The following is a 19187-nucleotide window of genomic DNA, read 5'->3' as shown; positions in this document are numbered from 1 at the left end:
AGACCAGGAGCACCCCTGATGCCCGAACCCACACCCCTCGCGGATGACCACCCGATGATGTCCCGCCTGCCGGCGCTCGCCGTCGCCTGCCCGACGTGCGGGTCGGAGCCCAACATCCTGTGCGCCTCGCACAGCGGCACCCGGCCCCGCTTCCACGACGTCCACCAGGCCCGTACTGCCGCACACCAGGAGCAGACCCGATGAGCGAACGCCCCTCCCGCCCCGCCATGACGATGCGCGAGATCCGCGAGGCCCTCGGCCACAAGCCGCTGGCCCCGGCCGCCGAGCAGCCGATCGAGGTCGGCCAGACCTACCGGCCGACCGAGTACAACCAGGCCCGCCTGACCGAGGACCGGGTCACCGTCGCCACCGTGTACGACGCGGCCCCCGGGGACGAGCGGACGATCGCGTACGACATCGCCACCGTCGACTACCGCGGCCGCCCGATCACCACCCACAGCGCCATGCCCGAGTCGGCGTTCCGGAAGTGCTACGTCCTCGACGCCCCGGAGCCCGACCTGCTCGCCCCGGCCGCGGTCATCGAGCGCGCCCTCGACCAGCTCGACTCCCTCGGCGCCATTGCGTACGTGGTCGTCCGCCCCGCCGACGACGGCACCGGTGAAGTCCACGTCACGGGCGCCACAAAAGGCCTGCCGGCCTCGACCGTTCGTGAGGCCCTGGTGCGAGCGGTCAGCCGTCACCCCTTCACCGTCTTTCCGATCCCGGTCGTGGCGCCCGGCCCGCCGAAGGTCCGGCTCGACGTCAACGTCGACACGTCGAAGATGGCCCACACCATCGAGGAGGCGCTCGCGCCGCTCCGCGCCGCCAGTCAGCAGCTGCGCGCCAAGGCCAAGGCGCAGCTGCTCCGCGAAGTCGCCAAGGACATCGAGGCGCGCAACAGCAACTGCACCGCCATCGCCGACTGCCCGCCGTGCCAGACCCGCAGCATGGAGGCCGCCAACCTCCGCGCCGCCGCGACCGAGCTGGAGGCCGGCCGATGAGCACCCGCGCCATCACCCGCGACCAGGCCGCCGCCTGGGGACTCCCCGATGACCTCGCCGACCCCGCCGACGACCCCAAGCACCCCAGCCTCGCCGTCGAACTCGCCCGCATCGAGGACACCGGACGCCGCCGCTGGGCCTCCGAGAACGACCTTGTGTTCCGCGCCCCCGACGACGGCCGCACGTACCGCGTCACCTACTTCCAGGGCCTCACCGAGACCCAGGAGGACCACGACGTGTGGAACGACGAGCGCGAGATCAAGCTGACCGAGGTTAAGCCGGTGAACGTGTTCACGGTCGAGTGGCACCGCGCCGGCGGCAAGACCCCGCCCGCTACGCCCGACGGCGACACCAAGGCGACCCCGGCCCCGACCGGCGACCAGTTCACCGAGGCCGCCATCCGCCGCGGCGCCTACCTCGACGCCGCCAACGCCCTCGCCGACCCCGGTCCGTCCGTCTGCGACTGCGAACGCTGCGCGGCGTGCGCCCTCCACCAGGCCTCCCAGCAGCTCCGCCGCCTCGCCGACCACTACACCACCGCCGAGCAGCCCGCCGGCCTCACGTGGGAAGCCCGCGCCGACCACGCCATCCGCCTCTACGCCCGTACCGCCATCGAGCTGGAAGACACGAAGGCCGTGGCCGCCCGGCTTCGCGCCGAACGCGCCGAGCTGATCCGGCAGCGCGACCGCATCGCCGACGACACGATCAAGGCCCTCATCACCAAGGAGCAGCACCCGGCCGTCGCCGCGACCGCACAGGCCTACCGCGCCGCCGCCGACGAGATCAACGCACTCCCCCAGGACTACGAGACCGACCCTGGCCGGGGCAACGCCGCCGAGTACCTCCGCCGCCGCGCGACCGAGCTGGAGACCGCCGAGCAGCCCCCGGCCGACGAGTACCGGTACTGCGGCGCCACCGTCGACGAGGGCGAGAAGGGCTACCACTGTGCCCGCCCCGACGGGCACAAGGGCCCGCACGCCCCGATCGCCCCGGACCTCGCCCCCGAGTGACCGGCTTCCTGTGCACGGTCGCGTACGTGGCGCTCAGCGTCCTGTGCGCGGCCGTGTTCCTCGGCCACATCACCCGCCCCCGCAGACGCCCCAGGAGCACCCCCATGGGCTACTACCACTCGACCTACTTCGCCTACGGCCTGCACATCCCCCTCGACGCCCACCCGTGGACCGAGACCGACCGCATCGACACCGCCCTCGCCACGGTGAAGGACCAGTGCCCCGAAGTCGGCCACCTCACCGCCGGCGACTACGACCGCGACAGGTTGTTCCTGGTCACCAAGTCGGACGAGATCGCCCTCGGCAAGTACGGCCGCGTCATGCCGTCGACGCCGGAGCAGCGCGCCGACTGGGACCGGCAGCTCCGTACGGCAGTCGACCACCTCGGCTACGGCCACCTCCGAGACCTCGCAGAGCCCACCTGGCTCTGCATCCCCGACCTCAGCTGACCAGGCCCCAGGAGCACCCGATGACCTTCGAGTACCGCGACCCCGACGGCGCCCTCCTCCGCATCCGGCCCCTGCCCGGCATCTCGGCCGTCCTCATCGAGACCGGCCCGCAGGGTTGCGCCGTCCCCGCTGACCTGATGCCGGACGTGGTCGCCGGAGCCCGGGACACCGCCCGTACCGCCGCTCTCCGCGACGACCTCGCGGGCCCCAGCGAGCAGCCGCTTGCCGAGGTGCTGCGCATGGTCGCCGAGTACGTCGTCGAGTCCAACGACGTCGGCGGCCTCGACTGCAACGACCTGGCCGACCGCCTGCGCGCCGCCGGCCACCCGCTCCCCGGTGACGAGGAGGGCGAGACCCGATGACCCAGCCCAACCCCAGGCGGCCCGAGATCACCCCGCGCGAACGCCTCGCAACCATGGTCCGCACCAGCCGAGGCGACATGACCGTCTGGAGCGCGCCCGAAGTTCAAGACGCCCTCGACGCGTACCAGGCCGCTGTCCTCCTTGAGGCCGCTGACTCGCTCGACGAGTCCGAGACGCTGCGCGACCTGACCGACGACCACATGCACGACGTGAACGCCGCCGCCGACGAGCTGCGCCGCATGGCCGAGGAGGCCCGCTCATGAACACCCGCTCCCCGGCCCGTCAGGCCCGCGCCCACGACCGCGCCACCGCCCGCGAGACCCTCCTCGTCCTCCTCAACCGCGTCGACCGCCTCTCCCCCACAGAGGCCGCTCTCCTCCGCGAGTACGTGCACGCCGAGCTTGCCGAGGCCGACCAGCTCACCCGTGCTCGCCGCGGCCTCGACCGCGCCCGCGACCGCATGCAGCGCCGCGTGGACGCCGCCGAGGCCGCCATGGTCGAGGCCGAGCAGGACCGCGACCAGGCGCGCGCCGACTACCTGAACGCGTGCACCACCATCGCCGTGATGCACGCTGCCGCCACCGGCCGCACCGGCGAGGGCCCCGCCCGGGGCGTGGTCGAAGACGTCGCTGACGTGCGCACCCGCGCTGACCGGCACCACGCCGCATGGCGCAGCGCCCGCCGCCGCGCGCAGGTCTACGACACGATCATCAGCACCTCCGACGACCGCGCCAACCGCGCCGAGCAGCGTGCCGGCCGCGTCGAGGCCGTGCTGCGCAGTGTCCGCGACGCCCGCACCTGGGTCGACGTGTGGACGCGCCTCGGCATGTACTACGGCTTCACCCCCGAGCAGGCCGGACAGGAAGCCCGTGCCCGCCGCACCGTCGACGAGCGGATCGCCGACGACCGCGCCGAGAAGGCGGACGCGGTGACCGCCGAGACGAAACGGCTCATGGACCGTCGCACGAAGACCCTCCGCGAGCGCGCCGAACGGGCCGAGAAACGCCTCACCGCTGTCGAGGCCGAGCGGAACCGCGAGCGCAAGTACGCGATCAAGGCCAGTCAGCGCCTGTGGGAGCACCGGCGCCGTCTCGACACCCTGCTCGTCGATGTCCGCAGTGCCACCGCGGCCCTCGGTACCCGTCCCGCCCACGAGGTCGCCGAGCACCTGACCGCCCTCCTCGACCTCCAGCAGCCCGCCAAGACGAAGCCGTCCGCGTGGCTCACCAAGGGCACCCGCGACCTGTCCATCCCGCCTCAGGAGCCGACCCCGTGACCACCCCGACGCTTCCCGACACTGCCCTCACGGCCGCCGCCGACCTCCGCGCCATTCGCGAACAGTGGGGCGACCTCCTCGACGCCATCGAGCAGCGCCCCGCCGACCAGTGGCCGCCCGTCGACAACATCCGCGAAGTCCTCGCCGCCCCGGTCACCGACGACGAGCCGTCCGTCGGCCGCCTGCCCCTGGTGCTCCGCCAGCACCCCGCGCCGGCCAACCTCGACGCCCTCGACGCCGCGGTCGAGACCGAGCGGGAGATCTTCACCGCGTGCGACACGATCGCCTCCTACTACCAGCGGCCCGTGCGGTTCACCGCCACCGCGCAGCGAGGTCGCCACCGCTACCAGCCCGACCCTGCCGACCGCGACGATCCGAACCGCTGGACCCCGGTCACGACCCAGGGCGCCGTGCTCGCCCCCGGATCCCGCCGGTACGGGCTGCACTGGGCCGCTGTGTGGCTGGAGGGACGCGCTAAGGGGGAGCAGCACGACGGCTTGTTCTCCTCGCTCGACGACAGCGCGCTCCACGAGATCGCCCACGTCGCCCGAACGGCCCGGCGCCGCGTTGAGCGGGCCCTCGCCCGCGCCGGCCGCCGCACCGACCTCGCCGACCCGTGCCCCTGGTGCCGCGGCCTGCTTCTCGCCCGCACCGTGCCCGGCGGCGAACCGTCCGTCACGTGCGACACCGGCGAGCCGTGCACCGCGCCCGTCGCCCTCGACCGGGGCCGGCGCGTATGGCGGGGTGCGGATCTCGCCGCCCTGTGGGCCGCGCTCGACTCCGCGCGGGCGAAAGCCGCGTAGGTCAGCCCTGGTCGGCCGGTCGCTGGGGTAGCTCGGCGTCCGGCTGTCCGGTGTACCAGGCCCAGAGCTGCCGGGTGACGGCCGAGCGGTCGCTGCCGGCCGTACGCGCCGCTGTGTCGAAGGCCTCGACGAGGTCGTCAGGGATGCCGCGGATTACGCGCTGCTTGTGCTTGTGCTGGTTCGCCATGGGTTGATCCTCTCAGGTGGCTTGCCACCCGTCAAAGGGTGTGTCATTCTGGGGTGGCAAGCCACCCCTGACCGGTCCTGACCCGGTCACCACACTCCAAGGGAGCAACCCCCATGAAGAACGAGATCAAGTTCGCCGAGGACATGATCGCCGGACTCGCCAACGACCAGAGCCGCTACGAGGCGTGCGGCATGGAGGACCAGCGCGTCTGGGCCGCCCAGGAGCTCGGGTGGTGGGAGCGCCGCCTCAAGTCCCTGAAGGACAAGTAGCCCCGTCGCCCACCCCCGCCCGGGGGCGGGCCCCTTCGCCCCACCTGAACACCCTTCGCCGGTTCCTGACCCGGCCCCACCAAGGGAGCAACCCCCGATGAACGAGCGCACCACCCCGGGCAGCACCCCCGCCCACTCGGCACACCCCAGCGTCATCGCCGCACGACACGCCCTCTGCGGCAAGCTCGCCGCCGAGATCACCGACCGCCATGACATCACCGACCCCGCCCCCGACGAGAAGGCCGTACGCGGCTACATCGTCGAGCCGCGAGCGGGCGACCTCGTCGCCGTGTACTGGCTGGAGAAGGGCCGCGCCGTCCGCCGCGACACCTGGCGCGGCAACACCCTCGACCGCCTCGCCGACCACCTCACCCGCGAGGGCTGGACCGTCGAACCGATGCTCCGCACGTCCCTCTGCCTGCACGCCCACCGCCCCGCCGAGACCGTCGCCCCCGAGGCCGCGCTCACCGAGTGGGAGCGAGACCTCCTCGCCGCCGACGTGGACAGCGCCTTGCAGCGCTACACCACCTGCGACGAGAACGCCGCCGTGGAGGACATCGTCGACATCGAGGCCCGCTACGCCGCCGAGTTGGTCACCGAGGCCGAGGCCACCGACGGCACCTGGCGGGGCGAGTGGATCGGCGACCAGCCCACCGCCGGCACCTCGCCGGTCTGACCCCGGAAACGCAGAACGGGCCCGCCCGGCTTCCTGACGGCCGAGCGGGCCCTCACCGCGACAGGAGCAACCCCCGTCATGGCTACGCCCACCCTATCCGTCGCCGAACGGCGCACCCGCGCGCGCCAGCTCGCCGACGATGGCCACTCCAACCGCGCCATTGCGCGCCAGCTCGGTATCCACCACCGCACCGTGGCGCGCGACCTGGAACTCACCCCCGCGCCGCCCGCTGCGCCACCCGTTCCGACCAGCGGCGACCCCTCAGCGCCACGGATCCTTTTCAACCTGCCCCCGACGCTGGTTCAGGACCTGAACGTGATCGCCGACAAGCAGAGTGGCGACCTCCCGGCGCCACTGGTGCGCGCCATTCATGCCGCTGCCGACCGCCACCGCGCCGCCTGGATACACCAACTCCGCCAGCTCGCCGCCGAACAGACCTAACCCCGCAACACCCCGCCCCGAAGCCCGGCCGCACCCTCACGGCCGGGCTTTCCCATACCCCTCCCAGCACCCGCCCCCGCCCGATAGGTTCACGTGGTCATCACACGAACCACCGGAGATCACCATGTCCCAGCCGCCCCAGTACGGCCCCCCGCAGACCCCGCCGCCCGGCTGGGGACCCCCGCCCGGCCAGCCGTACCCCGGCGGCCCCGGCGGCCCGTACGGCCCCCCGCCGCCCAAGAAGGGCCTCGGCGTTGGCGCCATCCTCGGCATCATCTTCGGCGTCATCGTCCTTGGCCTGGTGCTGCTGATCGTCCTTGTCGCACTCCTCTCCGGCGGCGACAGCACGACCACGGACAAGCCGCGCGCCGGACAGAAGACCAGCGCGCCCGCCACGGCTGCACCGCCGAGCAAGGCGCCGGCCAAGGAGGAGGAGCAGGAGCCCGCGGTCGACGGCGCGGTCAAGGTCGTCGCGTCGAAGGCCACGTTCACGCCCAGCGTCCTGCACAGCAGCGGGGCCTACACCAGCGTGAAGGTCACCATCACCAACACCGGCAGCGAGAAGCTCAGCGTCAACCCGCTGTACTTCAGCCTCACGGACAGCAGCGGGGAGAAGCACGTCGCCACCCTCGGCATGGACGAAGGCCAGATCGGCACCACCGACCTCGCACCCGGCGAGAAAATCACCGGCACCATCACCGGCGAGGGCAGCTGGACGCCCGCGTACGTGACGTTCACCGAGGGCCTGATCGGCGACTCCCATCGCGTCGCGGTGAAGTGACCGGCGCCCGGTCGGAGCCCTGCTCAAGCCCGGTGGACGCCGTTATCGTTCCGTGATCTAATCGGGGGCGACCCCGGCGTGCCCGGAATCGGACGGTCGCCTGTCGTGGGGAACCTCGACACCCGCCTCGCGCGGCTCAAGTCGGCTGACGATCCGGACGCTGCGCGCGTCCCAACACCCCGCCACACACCCCCCTGTGGCGGGGTGTTCGCATGCCCGAAGGAGCCCGCCATGCAGCCGCCCACCGTTGGCCGGATCGTCCACTACGTCAGCCACGGCAGCCCCGTCCAGCCGGACGGCACCCAGGTTCACGAGAGCCAGTGCCGCGCCGCGCTCGTCACCGAGGTCTGGACCGACACGACCGCGAATCTCGCCGTCCTCAACCCCACGGGCATGTTCTTCAACAGCTCGGAGTACGACGAGACCGCGACGCTCGGCGGCTCCTGGCACTGGCCCGAGCGCACCTGACGCTCCCCCGGGGCGCCCAGAGACCGCCCTCGGCGAGGAGGTGAGTCGTGGCCGCCCGACCCATCACCGAAAAGGACCGGAAGCAGGTCCGCGCACTCCACGCCGAGGGCATGTCCCGCAACGACATCGCCCGCAAGATCAGCCGCTCCCCCTCGACCGTGTCCAAGCTCGCCGCCGACATGGGCCTGTCCTTCGACCGTGCCGCCCAAGTCGCCGCGGCCACCACCGCCCGCAAGGCCGACCTCTCCGCCCGCCGCGCCACCATGGCCGAGACGCTCCAGGACGTCGCCGAGCGCGAGATCGCCCGGATGACACAACCGCAGCTCTACTTCGAGTGGGGCGGCAAGGAGCACGACTACGACGAGCGGTGGCAGCCCGAGCCGACCCCGGCCGACCGACGCACCATGATGGCGACCGCATCCGCCGCCCTCGACCGCTCCCTCAAGCTCGTCCCTCCGAAGGACGACGGCGCCGCCGAGTCCCGCTCGGTCATCGGCGACCTCCTCGCCGGCCTCGTCGGTGACTACACCGCCCGCCACGGCGCACCACCAACCGACCCCATCGAGCCAGAGGGGGACACCGATGATGCGGCCGAAGCAGGCACTGTCCCCGAAGCAGATTGACTCGATCGTCGAGGCCCGCGCCTTCCAGAACATCTGGGAGGGCAGCGTCCGTAGCGGGAAGACGATCGCGTCCCTGCTCGCGTGGCTCGGGTTCGTGTCCGATCGCCCGGACGGCGGCGAACTGGTCATGGTCGGCCGCACCCGCGACAGCCTCGCCCGGAACGTCTTCGGGCCGCTCACCGACCCAACGATCTTCGGCACGCTCACCCGCGACATCCACTACACCAACGGCGCGCCCACCGCGAACGTCCTCGGCCGCGTCGTCCACTGCCTCGGCGCCAACGACGCCCAGGCCGAACCGAAGGTCCGCGGCCTCACCTGCGCCGGCGCCTACGTCGACGAGCTGACCACCCTCCCCCGCACCTTTTACGACCAGCTCAACGCACGATGCAGCGTCACCGGATCGAAGATCTACGCGACCACGAACCCCGACAACCCGCAGCACTGGGCGCGCCAGGAGTACCTGTTGCGCCCCCGCGAGACCCGGCTCAAGTCGTGGCACTTCCAGATGGACGACAACCCGGGCCTGTCCGACGCATACAAGGCCCGCACCAAGGCCTCGTATCGCGGGCTCTTCTACAAGAGAAACATCTTGGGCCTGTGGGTCATGGCCGAGGGCGCGATCTACGAAGCGTGGGACGAAGCCGAACACGTCGTCGACGAGCTGCCGCCTATGCGCCGCTACTGGCTCGGCATGGACTACGGCACGGTCAACCCGACCTCCGTGATCCTCCTCGGCCTCGGCGACGACAACAAGCTGTACGCCTGCGCAGAGTGGCGCTACGACTCCCGCAAGGCCATGCGGCAGATGACCGACTCCCAGTACTCCGAAGCCATCGGCGCCTGGATCGTCGACCAGGGCGTCAGACCCGAGTGGTCATTCGTCGACCCCTCCGCCGCGTCGTTCATCGCCCAGGCCTTCGACGACCGGTCGCTCCCGAACATCGCGCGCGCCCATAACGAGGTCGTCGACGGCATCCGCAGCGTGGCCTCCCTCCTCGCCGCCGGCCTGCTCCGCGTCCACCGCTCCTGCACCGGTCTCATCGAGGAGATGCCCGGCTACGTGTGGGACGAGAAGGCTTCCGAGAAGGGCGAGGACAAGCCCGTCAAGATCGCCGACCACTCCGTCGACGCGCTCCGGTACGCCGTGCACTCCACCGCCCACGAGTGGCGCCACCTACTCACCCTCGCCGCGTAAGGAGGCCCCGCCGCCATGCGCGCACCCCTGCCGCCGTTCCCCCACTGGACCGGCGCCCACGTCGTCATCAGCACCCGCCGCCCGCTGCCCACCGACCTCGGCGCCAGCCGCCGCGAGCTGCACGTCATCGTCGCCGCCCGCGTCACCTACCGCGCCCGCCTGTGGGCCATGTGGCGCGCCCTGACCCGAGGGGAGGTGAGCAGCTGATGCCGCTCCCCGACTCCGGTACCACGTGGCCGCCCATCGACCCGGTCGTGCAGTCCGACCTCGCCGACTGGGACGCCTGGTACTCCGCCGAGCCTGACCGCCTGGAGCAGCGCTACGCCGACCGCGGTGCCGCTGGCGCGACCAACCGGCCGTCGCAGTACGCCGGCGGTGTCCGCGGACGCGTCGCCCGCTGGTTCTGGGGCGCGCCGACCCCGGCCGGAGAGAAGCGGGACAAGCTTCACATTCCCCTCGCGGGCGACATTGCGCGCACCAGCTCGGGCCTGCTGTTCTCCGAGCCGCCGAAGCTGATCAGCGACCACCAGGGGACGCAGGAGCGCCTCGACAAGCTCGTCGTCGGCGGCCTGCACCCCACCCTGCTTGAGGCCGGCGAACTGTGCGCCGCGCTCGGCGGCTCCTACTTCCGCGTCGTCTGGGACGAGGAGGTATCCAACCTGCCCTGGATCGACACCGTCGCCGCCGACCGCGCGGTCCCTGAGTTCCGATACGGGAAGCTGTTCGCGGTCACGTTCTGGACCGTGCTGCCGGGCCCGGACGGCATCGACGACCGTCGGGTTTTCCGGCACCTGGAGAAGCACGAGAAGGGCCGGATCTACCACGGCCTGTACGAGGGCACTGGCACCACGCTCGGCGCCGTGCGCCCGCTCGCCGACCACCCGGCCACTGCGCCCCTTGCGGGCGAGGTCGACGCGTCCGGCGGCCTCAACACCGGCGCGCCCGACCACCTGACCGCCTCATACATGCCCAACGTGCGCCCCTCGCGCGGCTGGCGCCACGTCCCGAGCGCGGCGTACTGGGGACAGTCCGACTTCCAGGGCATCGAGGGCATCCTCGACTCCCTCGACGAGTCCTGGTCCTCCTGGATGCGCGACATTCAGAACGGCAAGGGTCGCGTGATCGTCGCCGACTCCCTGCTCCAGTCCGCCGGCCCCGGCAAGGGCGCCACGTGGGAGGAGGAAAAGCGCGTCTTCACCGGGTTGAACCTGCCGCCCGATATGAGCGGCACCCGTGCCCCTCTCGACGTCGTGCAGTTCGCGATCCGCGTCAAGGAGCACGCCGACACGTGCGCCGCCCTCGTCAACGAGGCCGCCCGACAGGCCGGATACTCCGCATCGACGTTCGGCGAGGCCTCCGAGGGCACAGCCGTGACCGCGACGGAGATCCGGGCCCGACAGCGCCGCACCCTCATCACCCGCTCCCGTAAGGCGTTGTACGCGGGCCCGGCACTGGCGGACATCACGGCCGCGCTCCTGGCGGTCGAGGCCGGATTCCGCTTCCGAGCGCAGGGGCTCGACCTCTCTGAACCGCCGCGGGTCGAGTTCGAGGACTCGATCAGCGAGTCGGCCGGCGAACTGGCGACCACCGTCGAAGTGATCAACCGTGCTGCTGCCGCCTCGGTCGACACGCGCGTACGCCTGATGCATCCCGACTGGGACGACAAGCAGGTCGGCGCCGAAGCCAAGCAGATCCGCGAGGAGTTCGGCATCGGCCCGCTCGCCGACCCGGACCAGACCGGAGCGGAGTGACCCGATGCCGGTTTCCCCAGCGATGGCGGAGGACCTCGCCCATGAGGTAGGCGCCCTGTACCGGGACGCCGAGAGCGCGCTCCTGGAGCTGCTCGCGCGCGCCCTGGAGGCCGACATCGAGTCGCCCCGCTGGGCCGAACTCAAGCTCGCCAGCATCGGCAACCTGCGAACGGCCGTCGAGCAGGTCGCGGCAGCGCTCCAGACCGACACGACCGGTGCCGTACGGCGCGCCCTGGTGACCGCGTACAACCGCGGGCGTCAGGCCGCCGTCGCCGAACTCGGCGCCCTCGATATCGGCCGCGAGCTGGTCGCCCGCGACACCGTCCCGAACGCGCCGGCCGTCGACCGGCTCGCCGCGAGCATGGCCGAGGACACCCGACCCGTCTACCAGCGGATCACCCGGGCCGTCGTCGACACCTACCGGCGGATCATCGGCCGCGCCTCCGGCACGCAGCTGCTCACCGGCATGACCCGCAGGCAGGCCTCGCAGCGCGCCCTCGACCAGTTCGCGCAGCAGGGCGTCACCGGGTTCATCGACTCCGCCGGCCGCCGCTGGGAGATGGCCTCGTACGCCGAGATGGCCGTACGGTCCGTGACCGCGCGCGCGGCGGTCGAGGGCCACATCGACGCCCTCGCCGAGATCCGCGTCGGCCTGGTCATCGTGTCCGACGCCCCCCTCGAATGCCCGCTCTGCCGCCCGTGGGAAGGCGAGATCCTCACCCTCGGCCCGGAGTCCGGGCCGCACACGATCCGGGCGGAGAAGGCCATACAGCCGACCGGGCTCCGTGCGCAGCTCCGGCCGCCCGAGACTGTCGCGGTGCACGTCGCCGGGTCGCTCGTCGAAGCTCGCGCGAGCGGCTTGTTCCACCCGAATTGCAGGCACTCCCTGGCCGCGTACCTGCCGGGCGTCACCACCCGGCCGCCGCACCACCCCACCCCGAACACGACGTATGAGGACACGCAGCGGCAACGCGCCATCGAGCGGAACATCCGCAGGTGGAAGCGCGTCCAAGCCGCTGCGATGGACGACACCGCACGGCACCGCGCCGGGGCCTTCGTACGGAAGTGGCAGGCCGCCCAGCGCGCCCACGTGGCTGCTCACGACGTCCTGCGACGGAAGCCCGCGCGCGAGCAGATTGGCGGCGCCCGCTGACCAGCGAGGAGGGAGGCAGCCATGGGGAAAGCGTTCGTCGCCAAGCTGGCGAGGCAGGGGGCCCGTAACCCGGAAGCGCTGGCCGCCTGGATCGGCCGGCACAAGCACGGCAAGGCAGCATTCCAACGCCTGGCGCAAGCCGGCCGGGACGACGCCAAGGAGCAGCGCGGCATCATGACCCGGGTGCGTCCCTTCGGGCGCCTGTCCAGGGATCTCACGGGCCTCTCCGATAGAGACTTGGGCCGCGCCTTGCGGGAGCTATCCGCGCAGGACTCAGCACGCGTCGCCGTCGAGATGGACCGCCGTGACACCGCAGCGCGCCTTCCCGGCGCCCGCGCGGACCTGATCGGTCTCTCCGATGAGGAACTGGGTCAAAGGGCGGGCAGCGCGTCCGGCTCGGAGCTCGCGGCTATCGCTGAGGAGTCCGATCGGCGGCAAAAACTCGGAGAGGTCTTCCCCGACGGCTCCCTTGCCGACGACCTTTCTGGAATGGACGAGGACACCCTCGGTTGGGCCCTGCGCTACGCCCAGCCCGACGAGGCGTCCCGCATCGCTGTCGAGATGGACCGCCGACACCCCCCTACGCCACAGACGCCTGCGGCCGGGGCAAGCACCGTTGCCGGTCAGTTCGCAGACCGGTCTGCGATGGACCAGCTTCTTGGGTCCGATCCAGACGGGTGGGCGCACCTGGCCGACGATGTTCCCGACCGCTTTGCGGGGATGTCGGGCACGGAGCGATGGCTTGCCGAACGGGAAGCTGAAGCCGAGTCCGCCCGGGGTGCCTACACCCGCGGCCAGGTTCGCGAGATGTACCGCGAGCACGTCTACGCCCAGTTCCTGACTGCCGAGGATGAACTCCGCGGCGTGCTCCTGAGCCGAGACGCCGACCGCCACGGCATCGACCCCATTTCGCTGTTCACCGGCCCTTCACATGTCGCGTACGCCCGCGCTTCCGAGGAACTCAAGCGCTGGTGGCAGGTCAACCCGCGTACGACCCTGGCCGAGTATGAGGAGCAAGTCACCGGGCAGCGGTCCGCGGCCGGCAACACGGCACGTAAGAGCCGCGACGACCAGCAGAACCGACTCTGAGGAGGCTGGCATGGGGCCACGAGAGCAACTTGTGAAGGCGCTCAACGAGGGTGCTGCGGCCGGGCGTCGCGGTGACCGGCCTACGACCTGCCCGTACCCGCGTGGCGACCTTCGGCGCTCTGCCTGGCTGCGTGCCTTCGCCAAGAACAGACCCCTACCGGGCGAGTAGTCGCTGTCGGCTCCCGATCTCTAGGCCTGCCTTGTGCGGGCCTTCCGCATGTTCGACGGTCCCGCCTGGCGCGGGCCCCAACCCCCTATGCCCCAGGAGGGCAGCCATGCACCGCACCACCCTCGCCCGCACGCGTCTCGACGGCGCCGGATGGGCACACCCCTACGGCCGTGCCCCGTTCTCCCCGGTGTTCTACGCCGACGGAGGGGACGGCGGCGGCTCCGGAGCCGAGCAGGGCAGCGGCGGACAGTCCGCCGGTGACCAGGGCGGGCAGCCGTCCGGACAATCCGGCTCCCCGTGGGACGGCTTCCAGTGGGACGGCAAGGTCGACTCCTTGCCCGACCCGGTCGCCAAGGTCATCCGGGACGCCCGCGAGGAGGCCGGCAAGTCCCGCACCGTGGCCAAGCAGAACGCGGCCGAGGAGGCCCGTCGAGAGCTCCTCGCCACGATCAGCAAGGCCGTAGGGATCGACGCCGGCGACACGCCGCCGACGCCGGAGCAGTTGACACAGCAGCTCACCCAATCCCACACCGAACGGACCGTAGCTCAGGAGGACGCGGCCTCGGCCCGTATCGAGCTGCACGTCTATAAGACCGCGTCCCGACTGGGTGCGGACGCGGATGCACTGCTCGACTCCCGGACGTTCTGCGACACGGTCGACGCCCTTGACCCGACCCAGCCCCCCGAGCAGTTCAACGCGGCAGTGCAGCAGGCCATCGAAGCCGCGCTGCACCGCAACCCGGGCCTTCGCGCCCGCGGCGCCGGCCGCTCCGGCGGCGACCTGGGCGGCTCCGGGGGATCCGGAGATCAGCCCTCCATCGACAAGCAGATCGCCGAAGCCACCGCCCGACGGGACTTCGCAACCGTCATCCGACTCAAGCGGCAGAAGGCCGCGACCTGACCTAGGAGAACCTCATGGCCGGCATCACCGGAATGGGCACCACCTTCGATCTCCCCAACTATGCGAACGAGCTGTTCGCCCTCACTCCCGCCGACACCCCGTTCCTGTCCGCGATCGGCGGTCTCACCGGCGGCGGCATGACCGGCGGCGTCGAGTTCGAGTGGCAGACCTACGACCTGCGCGACCCGTCGCAGCGCACCCGCGTCGAGGGCGCGACCGCGCCGACCGCCGAGGGGCGTATCAGGGCGGGTGTACGGAACGTGGCTCAGATCCACCAGGAGAAGGTGTCCGTCTCCTACACCAAGCAGGCCGCCATGGGCATGCTTGCGACCCCGGGCGCCGCGCCGTTCCGGGGTGCCGACGGCTCCAACCCGGTGAGCAACGAACTCGACTGGCAGGTCGCCCAGGCGCTCAAGAGCATCGCTCTCGACGTCAACTGGTCGTTCATCAACGGGACGTACGCCAACCCGACGACGAACGCGACCGCCCGCAAGACCCGCGGTCTGCTCGCTGCGATCGTGTCCAACCGGATCGCGAAGGGCGTCACCACGACCGGCGCGACGTCGGCCACCGACACCATCACGGCGACCGCTCACGGCCTGGTCGACGGCGACAAGATCGTGTTCACTGCGACGTCGACCGCGACCGGCATCGTGGCCGGCCGGATCTACTACGTCGACGCCATCGACGCGAACACCTTCAAGGTGGCCACCTCCAGCGGCGGCACCGCGATCACCCTCGGCACCGCCACGGGCATCGCGTACACCAACCCGTGGGAGACCGCTCTCACGACGGACCACGTGTCCGACCTGCTCCAGCTCGCCTACGACAACGGCGGCATCAGCGAGCAGGAGACCGCGACGCTGATCGTCAACTCGGCGCAGCGCCGCGCGGTCACGAAGGCCTTCGCCTCCGCGTATGGCCAGTTCACCGAGACGTCCCGGACTGTCGGCGGTGTCGCGGTCGACACGATCATCACGGACTTCGGCACCCTCAACGTGATGATGGACCGCCACGCCCCGCAGGACACCATCACCGTCGCCTCCCTGGAGCAGTGCCGGCCGGTGTTCCTGAACGTCCCGGGCAAGGGCGTCATGTTCGAGGAGCCGCTCGCCAAGACGGGCGCCTCGGACGAGGTGCAGCTCTACGGCGAAATCGGCCTGGAGTACGGCAACGAGAAGGCCCACGCGGCCATGACCGGCCTGAAGGTCTGATCGCCCGTGACCATCTACCAGCGTTCGAACGGCGGCCACGTCGCCGAGTCCCTGCGCCCCATCGAGGGTAGCTCCGAGGCCGTCGAGCTGGAGAAGCTCGCGGCCGACCCCGAGTCCGGCTGGCGCGCGGTGGCCGAGAAGTCGCCCGCGCCTGTCGGGCCGCCGGCCAAGACCGCGGTCAAGGCCGAGTGGGTCGCCTACGCGGTCGCCCAGGGTGCCGAGCAGGCCGAGGCCGAGGCCGCCACGAAGGACGACCTGATTACGACATACGGAGGTGACGGCGGTGGCTCTGACGAGTGACCTCGGCGTCAGCGTGTCCGGCACGCTGACGAAGGCTGGCGACCTCTCCACGCCGGCGGACAAGCTGGCGTGGCGGCGGGGCCTTCACCTGGAGTCCGGTACGGGCGCCGGGAAGGCCGACATCAGGTTCACCGACACGCGGACGCTCGTCGCGTCGGCGACGGAGGATCTCGACCTCGCGGGCGTCCTTACCGACTCCTTCGGGGCGACGCTCACCTTCGCCCGGATCAAGGGCCTGGTCATCGCCGCGTCGGCCGCGAACACGAACAACGTCATCGTTGGCGGGGCTGCGGCGAACGCGTGGGCCTCGCTGCTTGGCGCGGCAGGCACGCTCACGCTCCGCCCCGGGGCGTCCGTGGCGCTCCTGACCGGCGCGGCCGACGCGACCGGCTACGCGGTCACTCCGGGCACGGCCGACCTCCTCAAGATCGCCAACTCCGGTGCCGGGACGTCCGTGTCGTACGACCTGGTCGTCATCGGCGCGTCCGCGTAGAGAGGGGGTGGTCGCCATGACCCGCATCTACGCGACCAGCTCCCAGTTCGAGGCGTACACCGGGACGTCCCCGGCGCCGGCCGACATTACGGCCCGGCTCCGGCGCGCCTCTACGTTCCTCGACAGCCAAGTGTTCCGGCTGTGCGCGTACGACGTCGACGACACCGGGATGCCCTCCAACGAGCTGGTGCTCGACGCGTTCGCTGACGCGTGCTGCGCACAGGTCGAGTGGGGCATCGACGTCGGCGACACTACCGGCGCCGCCGGAGTCGGATGGGGAACGGTAACCATCGGCTCAGCCACACTCAGCCGGTCGGTCACCGCGACCAGCGGCGACGAAGCACCCGGCCGACAGATCGCCCCGGCCGTGTGGGACGCACTGCGCTCGCCCGACCTGACACCAGACCTCCTGGTGATCGGGGCAGTGGGCACATGCTGACGCCGCTCCCCTCGTTCCTGCTTGGGCACTCCGTGACCGTCGAGCCGTACCTCGGGCGTACCTCCGTGGGCCCCCGGTACGGCCCGGCCGTGACCGTGCAGTGCTTCGTCGACGAGCAGACCCGCACGGTCCGGGACCCGAACGGCCGCGAGGTCGTGTCCTCGTCGACGTTCTACGCCCGGCCCGGTCTCGACTGCCCGCCGGACTCCCGCGTCACCCTGCCGTCCGGCCGGAAGACGTCCGTGATTGTCCGCCTCGAACGATCCGGCGGCGGCATGCCGACCCCGGATCACGTGGAGGTGCAGCTTTCATGAGCCCGCAGTACACCCGCTTTCGCCCGGGGAACGCGCGATCCCAGTGGACCGTGCGCGGCCGGCGCCTCGCGGGCGAAGGGCTGCAACGAGGCCTCGAACACGTCCTCGCCGAGGCCCGCAAGATTGTGCCGCTCGACGAGGGCACCCTCGAACGGTCCGGCCGCGTCGTCCGGGACGGCCTGAACGGCGCGGTGGTCTTCGACACCATCTACGCAGTCAGGCAGCACGAGGAACTGACCTGGAAGCACCTTCCCGGCCGGACCGCGAAGTACCTGGAAAAGCCCATGAACTCGGAGCGGGACGTCGTCCTACAGCTCATGGCCGTGGACATGCGGCGGTGGCTCCGTGGATGACGGCCCTGACCTCCTCGACGGCCTCGCCCGCTACCTGGCCGAGCGCGGTCTCGTCACCTACACCAGCGGCGGCGACCCCACGGACACCTGCTTTCTGGAGTTCCTGCCGCCCGAACCGGACGAGGCAGTCGCCCTCACCGTGTACGACGGGCCCGAGCCCGACTCCCTGCTCCCGTACGACGAACCTCGCGTTCAGGTACGGGTGCGCGGTACGACCGACCCGCGAGTGTCCCGCCGCCGGTGCCGCGCGATCCGGTCGGCGCTCCACGGCCTCGGCCCGGTCACACTCCCGGACGGGACCGACCTGATCCTCTCCGTCTGCACCCAGGGCGACGCCGCGTCCATGGGCGTCGACGAAACCCAGCGGCACGAGCACGTTGCGAACTTCCGTATGGAGATCCACCGCCCCACGGCGCACCGCGCCTGACCCCACCCACTTCCCGAGCCCGCGCCCCTCCGGCCGCGGGCTCTTCGTCATGCCCAGGAGGAGCCCATGGCACCCCGCAAGTACAACGCTCGCGACTGCGAGTTCGAGATCGAGGACTTCCTCAACCCCGGTACCTGGGTCGCGTTCCGTACCGCGGACGCGGGCTCGGGCGAGGGCGGCATCAACACCTTCTCCCGCAGCTTCGAGTACGAGGCCACCGACACCACGACCTTCGGATCGAACGGCCGGGCCGAGACCCAGAACATGCAGGAGGGCATGTCGATGAGCCTGGAGGGTTTCCGCCTGAAGGACCCCACGACCGGCGCCCTCGACCCCGCCATGGCGCTCGCCGAACTCCAGGCCGGCCGCCTCGGCAACGACAGCCTGTGCGGGTTCCGCTTCGCGGCCCCCGGCGACACCACGTGGGAGGTCTGGCAGGCCACGTGGCAGCTCGGCGACCAGGGCGGCGGCAACAACGACAAGGTCTCCTGGTCCGCCACCGTCACCCGCTCCGGCGCCGCCACCACGGCGGTGAAGGCGTGACCGCGGCTGGGTCGTCGTGGGACGACTTCAAGCGCGAGGCGTTCGGCAATCGCACCGAGGACATCGAAGGCGTCACCGTTCGCGTGCCGAGCGACCTCCCGTTCGGCTTCGGCGACCGGCTCGCCGACCTCTCCACATCCTCGGACCGCCAGGACGTGGAGGACCTGGTCGACGCCCTCTTCGGCCCCGAAGTGCTCGACCAGTGGATCGAGGCCGGCATCGGCAGCATGGGCCTGATGACCATCCTCACCTGGGGCATGGCGCAGGGCTCCGGCCAGACCGACTTCACGTTCCAGGACGCCTACGCCGCGCTCACGAGCGAAGACCCGGGAAAAGCGCTGGCCCCGCCCCAGAACCGAGCCGAACGGCGCGCGCGGTCGAGAACCACTGGTGGGCGGTCGAGGCGGACTACGCCCGCGAGTACGGGCTCGACCCCCGCGGCATCGCGCGACTGACCCAGCGCCGCTTCGAGACCCTCCTCCGCGGCCTCTCACCCG

General features: G+C 71.4%; 31 protein-coding genes. 30 read left to right on the top strand and 1 reads right to left on the bottom strand.

Annotated elements, in window-relative coordinates; genetic code table 11:
* The first annotated feature begins 18 nt into the window (after window positions 1–18).
* Genes OG357_RS23055 through OG357_RS23020 form a run of 8 tightly spaced genes read left to right on the top strand, consistent with a single transcriptional unit; the run spans window position 19 to window position 4901 of the window.
* Window positions 19–204: a zinc finger domain-containing protein gene (locus OG357_RS23055; protein WP_329622947.1), complete on the top strand. Its 186-nt coding sequence runs from the start codon at window positions 19–21 to the stop codon at window positions 202–204.
* Window positions 201–1001, top strand: a complete 801-nt coding sequence (locus OG357_RS23050) for a hypothetical protein (RefSeq protein WP_329622946.1) — start codon at window positions 201–203, stop codon at window positions 999–1001. Before OG357_RS23055 ends, OG357_RS23050 begins: the two co-directional genes overlap by 4 nt.
* Window positions 998–2011, top strand: coding sequence for a hypothetical protein (locus OG357_RS23045; protein WP_329622945.1), 1014 nt, complete (start codon window positions 998–1000; stop codon window positions 2009–2011). The genes OG357_RS23050 and OG357_RS23045 overlap by 4 nt, the downstream gene beginning before the upstream one ends.
* Window positions 2012–2037: 26 nt before the next feature.
* Window positions 2038–2460: a hypothetical protein gene (locus OG357_RS23040; RefSeq protein ID WP_329622944.1), complete on the top strand. Its 423-nt coding sequence runs from the start codon at window positions 2038–2040 to the stop codon at window positions 2458–2460.
* A gap of 20 nt (window positions 2461–2480) precedes the next feature.
* A complete protein-coding gene (locus OG357_RS23035; protein ID WP_329622943.1) occupies window positions 2481–2822 on the top strand; it encodes a hypothetical protein in 342 nt (113 codons plus the stop codon).
* Entirely contained in the window at window positions 2819–3085 is a 267-nt protein-coding gene (locus tag OG357_RS23030; RefSeq protein ID WP_329622942.1) for a hypothetical protein, read from the top strand. The genes OG357_RS23035 and OG357_RS23030 overlap by 4 nt, the downstream gene beginning before the upstream one ends.
* A complete protein-coding gene (locus OG357_RS23025; protein WP_329622941.1) occupies window positions 3082–4098 on the top strand; it encodes a hypothetical protein in 1017 nt (338 codons plus the stop codon). The genes OG357_RS23030 and OG357_RS23025 overlap by 4 nt, the downstream gene beginning before the upstream one ends.
* The gene (locus OG357_RS23020; RefSeq protein WP_329622940.1) at window positions 4095–4901 is read left to right on the top strand and encodes a hypothetical protein; all 807 of its coding nucleotides are present in this window, start codon (window positions 4095–4097) and stop codon (window positions 4899–4901) included. The genes OG357_RS23025 and OG357_RS23020 overlap by 4 nt, the downstream gene beginning before the upstream one ends.
* A gap of 1 nt (window position 4902) precedes the next feature.
* Here OG357_RS23020 and OG357_RS23015 read toward each other — a convergent pair whose 3' ends face one another.
* A complete protein-coding gene (locus OG357_RS23015) occupies window positions 4903–5088 on the bottom strand; it encodes a hypothetical protein (RefSeq protein WP_329622939.1) in 186 nt (61 codons plus the stop codon).
* A gap of 113 nt (window positions 5089–5201) precedes the next feature.
* On the opposite strand from OG357_RS23015, the gene OG357_RS23010 reads away from it, so the two are divergent.
* From OG357_RS23010 to OG357_RS22905, 22 genes are all read left to right on the top strand, one after another.
* Window positions 5202–5357 (top strand): hypothetical protein, encoded by a 156-nt coding sequence (locus tag OG357_RS23010; RefSeq protein WP_329622938.1) that lies wholly within the window; start codon window positions 5202–5204, stop codon window positions 5355–5357.
* Window positions 5358–5454: 97 nt separating this feature from the next.
* Complete coding sequence (locus OG357_RS23005; RefSeq protein ID WP_329622937.1) at window positions 5455–6033, top strand: hypothetical protein; 579 nt, start codon at window positions 5455–5457, stop codon at window positions 6031–6033.
* Between the two features lie 78 nt (window positions 6034–6111).
* Complete coding sequence (locus OG357_RS23000) at window positions 6112–6474, top strand: helix-turn-helix domain-containing protein (RefSeq protein WP_329622936.1); 363 nt, start codon at window positions 6112–6114, stop codon at window positions 6472–6474.
* A gap of 124 nt (window positions 6475–6598) precedes the next feature.
* On the top strand, window positions 6599–7255 hold the full coding sequence (locus tag OG357_RS22995) for a DUF4352 domain-containing protein (RefSeq protein WP_329622935.1): 657 nt from the start codon (window positions 6599–6601) through the stop codon (window positions 7253–7255).
* Between the two features lie 231 nt (window positions 7256–7486).
* Window positions 7487–7723, top strand: coding sequence for a hypothetical protein (locus OG357_RS22990; RefSeq protein WP_329622934.1), 237 nt, complete (start codon window positions 7487–7489; stop codon window positions 7721–7723).
* 47 nt (window positions 7724–7770) lie between these two features.
* Window positions 7771–8346 carry a helix-turn-helix domain-containing protein gene (locus tag OG357_RS22985; protein ID WP_329622933.1) on the top strand — a complete coding sequence of 192 codons (576 nt, stop codon included), beginning with the start codon at window positions 7771–7773 and terminating at the stop codon, window positions 8344–8346.
* Complete coding sequence (locus OG357_RS22980) at window positions 8309–9544, top strand: PBSX family phage terminase large subunit (protein WP_329625669.1); 1236 nt, start codon at window positions 8309–8311, stop codon at window positions 9542–9544. The genes OG357_RS22985 and OG357_RS22980 overlap by 38 nt, the downstream gene beginning before the upstream one ends.
* A 15-nt stretch (window positions 9545–9559) precedes the next feature.
* Window positions 9560–9751: a hypothetical protein gene (locus OG357_RS22975; RefSeq protein WP_329622932.1), complete on the top strand. Its 192-nt coding sequence runs from the start codon at window positions 9560–9562 to the stop codon at window positions 9749–9751.
* Window positions 9751–11295: a capsid protein gene (locus tag OG357_RS22970; RefSeq protein WP_329622931.1), complete on the top strand. Its 1545-nt coding sequence runs from the start codon at window positions 9751–9753 to the stop codon at window positions 11293–11295. The genes OG357_RS22975 and OG357_RS22970 overlap by 1 nt, the downstream gene beginning before the upstream one ends.
* Window positions 11296–11299: 4 nt before the next feature.
* Window positions 11300–12448 (top strand): phage minor capsid protein, encoded by a 1149-nt coding sequence (locus tag OG357_RS22965; protein ID WP_329622930.1) that lies wholly within the window; start codon window positions 11300–11302, stop codon window positions 12446–12448.
* Window positions 12449–12469: 21 nt separating this feature from the next.
* Window positions 12470–13537 carry a hypothetical protein gene (locus tag OG357_RS22960; RefSeq protein WP_329622929.1) on the top strand — a complete coding sequence of 356 codons (1068 nt, stop codon included), beginning with the start codon at window positions 12470–12472 and terminating at the stop codon, window positions 13535–13537.
* Window positions 13455–13706 carry an Rmf/CrpP fold protein gene (locus tag OG357_RS22955; RefSeq protein ID WP_329622928.1) on the top strand — a complete coding sequence of 84 codons (252 nt, stop codon included), beginning with the start codon at window positions 13455–13457 and terminating at the stop codon, window positions 13704–13706. Before OG357_RS22960 ends, OG357_RS22955 begins: the two co-directional genes overlap by 83 nt.
* A gap of 106 nt (window positions 13707–13812) precedes the next feature.
* A complete protein-coding gene (locus OG357_RS22950; protein WP_329622927.1) occupies window positions 13813–14607 on the top strand; it encodes a hypothetical protein in 795 nt (264 codons plus the stop codon).
* A gap of 14 nt (window positions 14608–14621) precedes the next feature.
* Window positions 14622–15821, top strand: coding sequence for an SU10 major capsid protein (locus OG357_RS22945; RefSeq protein ID WP_329622926.1), 1200 nt, complete (start codon window positions 14622–14624; stop codon window positions 15819–15821).
* A 6-nt stretch (window positions 15822–15827) separates the two neighbouring features.
* Window positions 15828–16121 carry a hypothetical protein gene (locus OG357_RS22940; RefSeq protein ID WP_329622925.1) on the top strand — a complete coding sequence of 98 codons (294 nt, stop codon included), beginning with the start codon at window positions 15828–15830 and terminating at the stop codon, window positions 16119–16121.
* Window positions 16105–16614, top strand: a complete 510-nt coding sequence (locus OG357_RS22935; protein WP_329622924.1) for a hypothetical protein — start codon at window positions 16105–16107, stop codon at window positions 16612–16614. The genes OG357_RS22940 and OG357_RS22935 overlap by 17 nt, the downstream gene beginning before the upstream one ends.
* 16 nt (window positions 16615–16630) lie before the next feature.
* Complete coding sequence (locus OG357_RS22930) at window positions 16631–17053, top strand: hypothetical protein (RefSeq protein WP_329622923.1); 423 nt, start codon at window positions 16631–16633, stop codon at window positions 17051–17053.
* A complete protein-coding gene (locus tag OG357_RS22925; protein ID WP_329622922.1) occupies window positions 17047–17367 on the top strand; it encodes a hypothetical protein in 321 nt (106 codons plus the stop codon). The genes OG357_RS22930 and OG357_RS22925 overlap by 7 nt, the downstream gene beginning before the upstream one ends.
* On the top strand, window positions 17364–17720 hold the full coding sequence (locus OG357_RS22920; protein WP_329622921.1) for a hypothetical protein: 357 nt from the start codon (window positions 17364–17366) through the stop codon (window positions 17718–17720). Before OG357_RS22925 ends, OG357_RS22920 begins: the two co-directional genes overlap by 4 nt.
* The gene (locus OG357_RS22915; protein ID WP_329622920.1) at window positions 17713–18147 is read left to right on the top strand and encodes a minor capsid protein; all 435 of its coding nucleotides are present in this window, start codon (window positions 17713–17715) and stop codon (window positions 18145–18147) included. The genes OG357_RS22920 and OG357_RS22915 overlap by 8 nt, the downstream gene beginning before the upstream one ends.
* A gap of 66 nt (window positions 18148–18213) precedes the next feature.
* Window positions 18214–18690 (top strand): phage tail tube protein, encoded by a 477-nt coding sequence (locus tag OG357_RS22910; protein ID WP_329622919.1) that lies wholly within the window; start codon window positions 18214–18216, stop codon window positions 18688–18690.
* Complete coding sequence (locus OG357_RS22905; RefSeq protein WP_329622918.1) at window positions 18687–19145, top strand: hypothetical protein; 459 nt, start codon at window positions 18687–18689, stop codon at window positions 19143–19145. Before OG357_RS22910 ends, OG357_RS22905 begins: the two co-directional genes overlap by 4 nt.
* The last annotated feature ends 42 nt before the right edge of the window (window positions 19146–19187 follow it).

The organism is Streptomyces sp. NBC_01255, from assembly GCF_036226445.1.
Lineage (GTDB): Bacteria > Actinomycetota > Actinomycetes > Streptomycetales > Streptomycetaceae > Streptomyces.
This window is presented reverse-complemented; position numbering and strand designations above follow the sequence as displayed.